Source organism: Mesorhizobium sp. M7A.F.Ca.CA.004.12.1.1 (genome assembly GCF_003997835.1).
In the GTDB taxonomy this organism is placed as follows: Bacteria; Pseudomonadota; Alphaproteobacteria; order Rhizobiales; family Rhizobiaceae; genus Mesorhizobium.
The window spans coordinates 1-10,059 of record NZ_RZRK01000145.1 but is presented as its reverse complement, the minus strand read 5'-3'; the positions used below and the strand labels follow the sequence as shown (position 1 = coordinate 10,059).

The following is a 10,059-nucleotide window of genomic DNA, read 5'->3' as shown; positions in this document are numbered from 1 at the left end:
CGTCAGGGGTTTGCGGGTTCTCGGCTTCGACAGGGTAGGCGAGCTTCTGCAGCAGCCGCGCGCGCCACTGACGTTGCGCTTCGGGCCGGAACTCGGCCGCCGGCTTGACCAGGCTGCTGGACGCCTCGCCGAGCCGATTGAGCCGGTGCGATCAGCGGATGTGGTCGAAGTCCAACGTGCCTTTGGCGAGCCCATCGGTGCGGCCGAGACAATCGCGCGCTATGTCGGCAAGCTTGTTCAAGCGCTGTGTGTCGATCTCGAGACCAAGGGCCTCGGGGCCCGGCGGCTCGACCTGCTGCTCTACCGCGTCGACAACCGCATCGAAGCCGTTCGCGTCGGCATGGCCTTGCCTGTCCGCGATGTGAAGCGGCTGACACGGTTGCTCTGCGACAAGATCGAGATGGTCGATCCGGGTTTCGGCATCGAGTTGATGCGCCTGTCCGCGCCCTTGGCGGAATCACTCGCCCCCAGGCAGACCGTTTCGTCGCTGATCGAGCAACGGGATGCAGACATCTCGGATTTGATCGACACACTCGGCAACCGTGTCGGTGAGGAAAAGCTCTATCGGTTTACCCCGGTTGCCAGCGATGTGCCCGAGCGTTCTTTCCGGCGTGTAGCCGCTGCATCCGCTGAGACCGGCGACGCATGGCCAGACCATTGGCCGCGTCCGGCTCGCTTGTTTGCCGTGCCGGAGCCGATCGAGGCCATTGCGCTGCTACCGGACCATCCTCCGGCGAGCTTCACCTGGAAAGGCATCCGTCGACGGATCAAGCGCGCCGATGGTCCCGAGCGGGTTTTCGGCGAATGGTGGAAGCGCGACGCCGAGCTAACTGCCGTGCGCGACTATTTCCAGGTCGAGGACGAAGCCGGCGAGCGGTTCTGGATTTATCGCGCAGGCGACGGCGAGGATACCGCGACCGGCTCGCATCGCTGGTTCCTGCACGGCATCTTCGGATGAACGCGTGCTATGTCGAGCTGCAATGCACCTCGCATTTTTCCTTTCTGCGGGGCGCGAGTTCCTGTGAGGAACTGTTCGCGCAAGCAGCCAGCATGGGAATGCCCGCCCTTGCCATCTGTGATCGCAACAGTCTGGCCGGCATTGTCCGCGCGCACGAGGCTGCAAAGGCAACCGGCGTCAGGCTGATCGTCGGCTGCCGGCTGGATCTGGTGGAAGAGATTTCCATCCTGGTCTACCCGACCGGTCGCGCGGCCTACTCGCGGCTGTGCCGCTTGCTGTCGCTGGGCAAGAAGCGTGGCGGCAAGGCGAAATGCGTGCTGCATTGGGCTGACGTTGTCGCCTATGGCGAGGGGCTCCTTGCAGTGCTCGTGCCCGACCAGGCCGACGACGAATGCGCGCTCTGGCTCAGGCGGTTGCGCGAGGCATTTGGCGATCGCGCCTATATGGCGCTGACGTTGCGGCGCCGTCCCAACGAGGCGCTGCGGCTGCACGATCTGGCCAATCTTGCCGGACAGGCGCACGTGCCAACGGTTGTCACCAATGATGTCCTGTTCCACGAACCGTCACGGCGCATCCTGCAGGACGTCGTCACCTGCATCCGGCACAATGTGATGATCGATGATGCCGGGTTTCGGCGCGAGCGGCACGCCGACCGATATCTGAAGCGGCCCGATGAAATGGCACGGCTGTTCAGCCGCTCCCCCGAAGCGCTCACGCGGACGATCGAGATCGCCGAGCGCTGCCGGTTCTCATTGGACGAGCTTGCCTATCAATATCCCGAGGAGCGGATGCTGCCGGGTCTGACACCGCAGCAAGCCTTGGAGAAACTCACCTGGGAGGGCGCGACGGAGCGCTTTCCCGAGGGCGTGCCGGACAAGGTCGTTGGCACGCTCAGGCACGAGTTGCAGCTCATCGAGAAGCTGCAATACGCGCCGTATTTTCTGACGGTCAACTCGATCGTTCGCTTTGCCCGCAGCCAGGGCATTCTCTGCCAGGGCAGGGGATCAGCAGCCAACAGCGCCGTCTGCTATGTGCTCGGCATCACCTCGATCGATCCCGACCGCAATGACCTGCTGTTCGAACGCTTCGTCTCGGAGGAGCGGCGTGAGCCGCCTGACATCGATGTCGATTTCGAGCATGAGCGTCGGGAAATCGTCATGCAATGGGTGTTCGAAACCTATGGCCGCGAACACGCCGCGCTCTGCTCGACGGTCATCCGCTATCGCTCGAAGGGCGCCTTGCGCGATGTCGGCAAGGCGCTTGGACTGCCCGAAGACCTCATCAAGATGCTGTCCTCGCAAGTGTGGGGCTGGTCGGACGAAGGCGTCCAGCCGAAACATGCCGAGGAGCTGAACCTCAACCTCGGCGACCGTCGCCTGCGTCTGGCGCTGGACTTGGCCAGGCAGCTGATCGGCGCGCCGCGGCATTTGTCGCAACATCCGGGCGGCTTCGTCCTGACCCGCGACAGGCTCGACGATCTGGTGCCGATCGAGCCAGCCGCGATGAAGGATCGTCAGGTTATCGAATGGGACAAGGACGACATCGACGCGTTGAAGTTCATGAAGGTGGACGTGCTGGCGCTCGGCATGCTGTCCTGCATGAAGCGCGGTTTCGATCTGCTGGCCGAGCACAAGGGCATCACTCTTGATCTCGCGACGATCCCTGCCGAGGATCCACGCACCTATGCGATGATCCGCAAGGCCGATACGCTCGGCACCTTCCAGATCGAATCCCGCGCCCAGATGTCGATGCTGCCGCGCATCAAGCCGCGTACTTTCTACGATCTCGTCATCGAAGTGGCGATTGTCCGGCCGGGTCCCATCCAGGGCGACATGGTGCACCCCTATCTGCGCCGCCGTGAAGGCAAGGAAGACGTCGTCTATCGCAAGCCAGAGCTGGAAAAGGTGCTCGGAAAAACACTGGGCGTGCCGCTGTTCCAGGAGCAGGCGATGCGGGTGGCGATTGAATGCGCCGGCTTCACGCCAGGCGAAGCGGACCAGTTGCGCCGCGCCATGGCGACCTTCAAACACACCGGTGGCGTTTCCAGCTTCGGCGCCAAGCTGATCGGCGGCATGGTGAAGAACGGCTACGAGCGCGAGTTCGCCGAAAAGACCTTCAAGCAGCTCGAAGGCTTCGGCAGCTATGGCTTTCCCGAAAGCCATGCCGCCAGCTTCGCCCTGATCGCCTACGCCTCGTCCTGGATGAAATGCCATCACCCCGATGTCTTCTGCGCCGCTCTTCTCAACGCTCAGCCGATGGGCTTCTACGCGCCGGCGCAGATCGTTCGCGATGCACGTGACCATGGCGTCGAAGCGCGCCCTGTCTGCATCAACGCCTCGCGTTGGGATTGCACGCTCGAGCCCACCGCCGATGACGGTCGGTTCGCTGTCCGGCTTGGTCTGCGCATGGTCCGGGGTCTTGCCAACGCCGATGCTGCGACCATTGTCATCGCACGCGCAGACCAGCCCTTTGCGTCGGTGGATGACCTCTGGCACCGCGCCGGTGTTCCTGCTGCCTCTCTGGTTGAACTCGCCCAGGCTGACGCTTTCCAACCATCCCTATTGCTGGCGAGGCGTGAGGCCCTGTGGGCGATCAAGGCACTGCGCGACGAACCGCTGCCACTGTTTGCGGCGGCCTCCGGCCGCGAGCAGCGGACGGTATCGGAGATCCAGGAGCCCCTTGTCGCGCTGCGTGCGATGACCGCCGGCGGCGAAGTGGTCGAGGACTATGGACATGTTGGACTGACCCTGCGCGACCATCCTGTTTCCTTCCTGCGCGCCGACCTGGGGCGCAAGCGCATCGTCTCGTGTCGCGAGGCCATGCAGGCGCGCGACGGGCACTGGCTGGAGGCGGCTGGCCTCGTGCTGGTCCGCCAACGACCTGGCTCGGCCAAGGGCGTCATGTTCATCACAATCGAGGATGAGACGGGCATTGCCAATCTGGTCGTGTGGGTCAAGGTCTTCGAAAAATATCGCAGGGTCGTGCTCGGCGCCGGCATGATTGGCGTTTATGGTCGCATCCAAAGGGAAGGCGAGGTGGTCCATCTTGTCGCTCATCGTTTGAGCGATCTTTCCGCCGATCTGGCCAGCGTTGGCGATCGTGAGTCTGCCTTTCCCCTGCCGCATGGCCGCGGCGACGAATTCCATCATGGCAGCCCGACGCCCGATCCGCGCGGCATGCCGAAGGGGCCGAGGCCGCGGAATATTATCGATCCCTATCTGCACATCGACCAGATCAAGGTGAAGACACGGGATTTCAAATAGGGCGGTGCAAGAACGGGTCTGCCGAACAATGGCTGGGTTCGTCGACACGCATGGGCGATCGCTCAATCGGTGCTTCTGTCATTTTTCAGAGAAAGGCCTTGAACGCTGCTGCGAGAGCGGCGGGGTTTTTTTCGGCGACATGGTGCCCGCTCCTGATTCCGTAGCCCCCCACGTCGTCGGCCCAGTGCTTCCAGATGGCAACCGGATCGCCATAAATCTGCTCCAAATCGTCGTCGAGTGACCAAAGACAGAGCATCGGACAGCGCACCTCCTGCCGGCATCTCGATCTTCGCGGTCGTGGCGATGGTCGATCCTTATGCCAGCGCGGTAGTCTTCGACCATGCCATGGACGATGGCTGGATCGTGGATGAATGAAACCAATTCGTCATAGGCATCGTGTCCCATCTCATCTGGCCGCAAGTCACTATACCATGCCATCGGGTCTGCCAGGATGGCCCGTTCCGGCTTCTCGGGTTGAGCAAAGAAGAACCAGTGGTACCAATCGCGGGCAAAGTTCCAGTCGGCCCGTTCCAGATGCTCGATAACTGGCAACCCATCCACGGCAATCAGCTTTCGCACCAGGTCGGGATGGTCCATCGCCATTCTGAAAGCGACCAGACTTCCACGATCATGCCCGGCGACGAAGAAAGCGTGGTGGCCCAACCTTTCCATCACCTCCACCAGCGCCGAAGCCTTTGCCCGCTTGGACGAGAACCTGCTCTCGGGGTCATCGGCCGGTACGTAGGAGCGACCGAAGCCCGGAAGGTCGGGGCACACGATCCTGAAATCTGCTGACAGCAAGTCCGCGACCTGGCCCCACGTCATATGCGCGAGAGGATGGCCATGGATCAGAAGCAGAGGCGGCCCAGATCCGCCATGCCGAAGCCTTGTCGGCCCGCCCTCGGTTTCCATCATTTCAAGCACGAAGTTGTCGAACATTGGCCATCCTCAAAAACGGGCTGTTGTCGGCTTGAAGAACTCCTTCAGCATGGAATGGTTCGGGACCGGCCAATCGCGACTGCAGATCGTTTCGGCTCCCGGTTAGCTTTCGCTCAGGGTCCATTCTGGACGCGCGAGTGGCTACAAGGCGGATCTAACGGAGCAGGCCCTCGTCGTCGAACGCGTCCCAGCCCTTCAACTTGGGCCGGGGAGCGTCATCTCTGGGGTTATTCCCGGCGCCGCGAACCTTCTCGCTACCCTTTCCCGCCCGCGTCAGGGCAGCCTTGCCGGCGCCACGTCGCCTGTTCTCTGTAACTTGCTGCGCGTCTTCTTCGCGCCAAAGGCTTGGCAGATCACGATCAAGGATGTCCTCGATGTGCTTGGGATCGAACACGTGGAAGGTGACGGCCTTGGATCGACCGCGCATCTTCACGGTGCGGGTGCCAATGCTTTGCAGCCGTCCGTCTTTCAGCCACTTGTGACGCTCACGCGAAGAAATTGCGAGGATGTCCTCCGCCTCGCGCGGCAGGACCGGGAGTACTTCGATGGTTTCCAGGGTCTTGGCGATCTTGTTCGAGGCGGCCTCGAACTCTTCGGCATCGTCTTCGCGCATCCGCAATGTGATGCGACCCGTCTCGGCTTTGATGTACTTCCTCACCGCCCATGGCAGGCGGGCACGTATTTCACGCTCGATACCTTTCGTGCGCACCGACGAGCCAAGCGTGGCTGATGGCGGAAGTGGCCACTCGGCAATCAATGACAACGAGGTGCTGACGCTTTGGCCCGAGCCGCGATCTCGAGGGGCCGCAATTGCCGCAGCGATGCCGCTAAGAATCTTCCGTGTTTGCGCAAAACGCACCGGCATCTGAGCTAGTCGCTTCCTTGTCGCACGGTTTCTACCGCCAGCGACCCGGCCGGCAGGGCCTTCAACAGCTCCACCTCGGGTTTCGTGAGGTAGATCCATGCCGCCCAATCGTCCGGGCGCAGAACCACAATCTGGCGATTGTGGATGGGCGCCACGTCCGGGCCGGGTTCCGTCGTCAGCATAGCGAACGTCGGGGGCTTGTTGCCTTCGCCATCGCGCCACAGGCCGGCGATCGCCATGAACGAGGCGCCGTTGAGCGTGAAGCGATGCTTAGCCTTTGGAGACTTCTTTCCGGTGAATTCGAAGAAAGCCGACGCCGGAATAAGGCAGCGCTTGCTGTTGGAGAAGTTCCGTCCTTCCGAGCGGAAGTTGAAGATCGGCCCGCCTTTGGGCCCGGAGGGCGGAAAGGCAAAGGTCATGCGCGTGAGTTCGATCGTGTCGCCGGCGGCGCGCATGATCGGGGCGGGATCACTGATGCGGATGTCATCCGCCTGCGGCAAATCCAGTTCGGTTTGATGGGTGGGAATGTCGAGCGCCAGCAATTGCATCATCCTGCAATATTCGGCCCAGGCGATATGCTGCTCATAGTCGTTGCACATGGCTGCCCACGCTTTCAGTCAGTTGATGACTTATAACAAATAACGCGGCTTGGCTGCGGCGCCACCATCGCGAGATTTTCCGCTATGCCCGAAATCTCGCGATCTGCTTGAGCATCGCGCGGTTTGTCGGTGATGACATCGCCGTGGCTCGCTCAAGGTCAGGCTCATCAGACCATCTTCGGAAAGCCGCGCCCAGCGCCTGGCCGTCCTTGACAAAGAACCACTTGCCAACAAGCGGCATGCTGGGCCGGTCGACGCCAAAGCCAAGCACACGCGCTATAATGTGGGGCACCAATTTGCGACGGCCTTCACCCATACGGGCTTCCATGCCTGACGTGAGATCGGCCACGCCGATGCTACTTCCTGCCGCCGTTGGGTACCGAGACGGGTCGATGAGAGTGAGAGTGCAGACCGGGTTTGCCGTGACGGGTTGAAGGTCGGGAGAGAGGCTCCTGGCGCCCGTCGCGGAGAACCGCGATGCCCAGAAACACCGCTAGCGCCCGTTCCGGCAACGACCGGCCAGGCCTCTATACGGCAATCACCGACAAGATCATCGCCGAGTTGGAAGCCGGACGCATTCCATGGGTGCAGCCCTGGGGCACGGCGGCGGCAAAGGCGCCGCTCGCCATGCCGGAAAACGCGTCGACCCACCGTCGCTACTCCGGCATCAACATTCTGATCCTGTGGGGCGCGGTCATCGAGCACGGTTTTACCGGCCAGAGCTGGCTGACATTCCGCCAGGCGCTTGGGCTCGGCGGCAACGTCAGGAACGGAGAACATGGGACGACCATCTTCTACGCCGACCGCTTCGTGCCCGACGATGAGCGTAACCGAGCCCGCGAGAGCGGGCACGAAGCACAGCCGGTCCCATTCCTCAAACGCTTCACAGTCTTCAACGCCGATCAATGCGAGAACCTTCCGGAGGACGTCGCCGCCGTCGCACCACCGCCTCCGCCGGGCATGATCGAACCGCAAGCAGAGGCGCTGATCCGGGCCACCGGCGCGGATTTTCGGATCGGAGGCAGCCGCGCCTTCTACAGCCCTGCGAGCGACTTCGTGCAGGTCCCGCCGCCAGCCGCCTATTTCGAACCCATCAACTGGCACCGTACCGCGTTCCATGAACTGGGGCATTGGTCGGGTCATTCCTCCCGCCTCGGGCGTGATATGGCCGGTTCCTTCGGCTCGAAATCCTACGCGCGGGAGGAACTGGTGGCTGAGATGGCCGGGGCCTTTGTCTGCGCTTCTCTCGCCATCGTGCCGACGGTGCGCCATGCCGACTACATCGGCTCGTGGCTGGCGGTCCTGCGCGAGGACAATCGCGCCATTGTCCGTGCCGCCAGCGCCGCCTCGAAGGCCGCCGAATTCATCCTCGGCTTCCAGCCTGGCGTGGATCAGCAAGCCACCGCGGCAGCGGCGAACGACAAACGGGAAGCGGCGTGGTGAGCCACGCAGAACCGGAGTCGGACCGCGCTTCGCCGGCTTCCCGGTTCGGTGGCCAGGAGAGTGAGAGGGGTGCCGGTATTTCATGACGGGTTTGGGTCGAGAGAGAGGCTCTCGGCCACCGTCGCGGAGAAAACACCATGGCTACTGCCGTTCAAAAGATCACCTTGTCGTCCTCGCGCGACATCCCTTTCAACAAGTTGGTGCTCGCCCAGAGCAACGTCCGGCGCATCAAGGCCGGCGTCTCGATCGAGGATCTGGCGGCTTCGATCGCCCGCCGGGGCCTGATCCAGAGCCTCCATGTTCGTCCCCTGCTCGATGCCGGCGGCGACGAGACAGGCATATTCGAGGTGCCGGCCGGCGGTCGCCGCTACCGCGCTCTCGAAATGCTCGTGAGCCAGAAGCGGCTTGCCAGGACCGCACCCGTTCCTTGTGTCATGGGCAACAACGCTGTCCTGGCGGAGGAAGTTTCGCTGGCCGAGAACATCGATCGCGTCCCACTTCATCCATTGGATGCCTATCGCGCGTTCAAGGACATGCGCGACAAGGGCATGTCGGAGGAGGAGATTGCCGCCGCTTTCTTCATCTCCGTCACCATCGTCAAGCAGCGCCTGAAGCTCACCGCCGTGTCGCCGGCGCTGCTCGATGTCTATGCCGACGCCGGAATGACGATCGCTCAACTCGAAGCGTTCTCGGTCAGTGACGACCACGCAAAACAGGAGCAAGTGTGGGAGGCGATCAACAACAGCTGGTCGAAAGAGCCATACCAGATTCGCCGCATGTTGACGGAGAACACTGTCCGCGCTTCCGACAAGCGTTCCGTGTTCGTTGGGCTCGATGCCTATGAGGCAGCTGGCGGCCAGGTGCTGCGTGACCTCTTCCAGTCGGATGACGGCGGATGGCTCCAAGACGCGCTGCTGCTCGACCGTCTTGTCGCCGAAAAGCTCCAGCTCACGGCTGATGAAATTGCCAATGAGGGCTGGAAGTGGATCGAGGTCGCGGTGAGCTTTCCCTACGGCGCCGCGAACGGCTTGCGTGAACTCCACGGCACGCCCGTTGACTTGACCGACGAGGAGCAGGCAACGCTCGGGGCGCTGCGTGACGAGTTCGACAAGCTGCAGGCGGAATACGAAGAGGCGGACGAGTTGCCCGATGAGATCGACCAGCGGTTTGGCGAGCTTGAAGCCGCCATTTGTGCGCTGGAGGCGCGCCCCGTCCACTTCGATCCGGTCGACATTGCAAAAGCGGGTGTCTTTCTCAGCGTTGACGCCGATGGATCGCTTCTCGTCGAGCGTGGCTATGTGAAGCCGGAGGACGAAGCTTCCGTTGCGCCCGATGGCGAGAGTGACTTCGGGGCCGGGGGAACCGACGATGGGGCGACGTCGGTCCAGCGGGCGGTAATTACCATCGGCGGCCAGCCAGCTCAGCCGCAGGATGATGAGGAGGATGGCATCAAGCCCTTGCCGGATCGCCTGATCATGGAACTGACCGCCGAGCGCACGCTGGCGCTACGCGACAAGCTCGCGAACGATCCGGCGATCGCCTACCTTGCCGTGCTCCACAAGTTCGTGCGCGACGTGTTTTCCCGCTACAGATCACAGGGTGTCGCGATGGAAGTCTCTGTCCGCGGCACGGTTTTCTCGGCCCAATCTGCCGAGCTTCGCGACACGCCTTACGCGCACGCGGTCGAAGTCCGCCACGCGGCCTGGGAAACCCGTTTGCCTGGGGGGGTCGACGACCTCTGGGATGCGCTTGCGGCGCTTACTGACGACGAGCGAGCCGCGCTTTTTGCCCATTGTGCATCCTTCGGCGTGAACGCCCTTTATGAAAAGGCCGATCGCTATGGGAACGGCGCTATCTCGGCACATGGCGTGCAGGAGCGTCTCACTGAGGCCGATCACCTGGCCCGGGTAGTCGGCCTCGACATGGTCGATGCCGGTTGGCGGCCGACGGTCGGCAACTATCTCGGGCGCGTCACCAAGGCACGTATTATCG

At 62.6% G+C, this 10,059-nt stretch carries 7 protein-coding genes and 1 pseudogene; 4 read left to right on the top strand and 4 right to left on the bottom strand.

All coding sequences use genetic code 11. The features are described 5' to 3' along the window. Both EN984_RS10395 and EN984_RS10390 read left to right on the top strand, forming a co-directional pair. A partial coding sequence (locus EN984_RS10395; protein WP_127383731.1) for a DUF6504 family protein occupies positions 1-958 on the top strand: 958 nt, incomplete at its 5' end. After that, positions 955-4,221, top strand: coding sequence for an error-prone DNA polymerase (locus EN984_RS10390; protein ID WP_127266532.1), 3,267 nt, complete (start codon positions 955-957; stop codon positions 4,219-4,221). The genes EN984_RS10395 and EN984_RS10390, both read left to right, overlap by 4 nt. 85 nt (positions 4,222-4,306) lie before the next feature. On the opposite strand, the pseudogene EN984_RS10385 reads toward EN984_RS10390, so the two are convergent. From EN984_RS10385 to EN984_RS10370, 4 genes and pseudogenes are all read right to left on the bottom strand, one after another. Further along, positions 4,307-5,160 (bottom strand): annotated as a pseudogene (locus EN984_RS10385) (alpha/beta hydrolase). Between the two features lie 154 nt (positions 5,161-5,314). Then, positions 5,315-6,025, bottom strand: a complete 711-nt coding sequence (locus EN984_RS10380) for a hypothetical protein (protein WP_236383365.1) — start codon at positions 6,023-6,025, stop codon at positions 5,315-5,317. Positions 6,026-6,030: 5 nt separating this feature from the next. Beyond that, on the bottom strand, positions 6,031-6,624 hold the full coding sequence (locus EN984_RS10375) for an SOS response-associated peptidase family protein (RefSeq protein ID WP_127266533.1): 594 nt from the start codon (positions 6,622-6,624) through the stop codon (positions 6,031-6,033). A gap of 82 nt (positions 6,625-6,706) precedes the next feature. Then, entirely contained in the window at positions 6,707-6,973 is a 267-nt protein-coding gene (locus EN984_RS10370) for a hypothetical protein (protein WP_127266534.1), read from the bottom strand. Positions 6,974-7,101: 128 nt separating this feature from the next. On the opposite strand from EN984_RS10370, the gene EN984_RS10365 reads away from it, so the two are divergent. Both EN984_RS10365 and EN984_RS10360 read left to right on the top strand, forming a co-directional pair. After that, positions 7,102-8,067: a zincin-like metallopeptidase domain-containing protein gene (locus EN984_RS10365; RefSeq protein ID WP_127266535.1), complete on the top strand. Its 966-nt coding sequence runs from the start codon at positions 7,102-7,104 to the stop codon at positions 8,065-8,067. Positions 8,068-8,204: 137 nt separating this feature from the next. Next, a partial coding sequence (locus EN984_RS10360) for a ParB/RepB/Spo0J family partition protein (protein ID WP_164765429.1) occupies positions 8,205-10,059 on the top strand: 1,855 nt, incomplete at its 3' end.

What these genes read in the sequence shown, in the direction of transcription:
- EN984_RS10390 (WP_127266532.1), top strand. Translation starts at nt 955, where the DNA reads ATGAACGCGTGCTATGTCGAGCTGCAATGCACCTCGCATTTTTCCTTT.
- EN984_RS10380 (WP_236383365.1), bottom strand. Translation starts at nt 6,025, where the DNA reads ATGCCGGTGCGTTTTGCGCAAACACGGAAGATTCTTAGCGGCATCGCT.
- EN984_RS10375 (WP_127266533.1), bottom strand. Translation starts at nt 6,624, where the DNA reads ATGTGCAACGACTATGAGCAGCATATCGCCTGGGCCGAATATTGCAGG.
- EN984_RS10365 (WP_127266535.1), top strand. Translation starts at nt 7,102, where the DNA reads ATGCCCAGAAACACCGCTAGCGCCCGTTCCGGCAACGACCGGCCAGGC.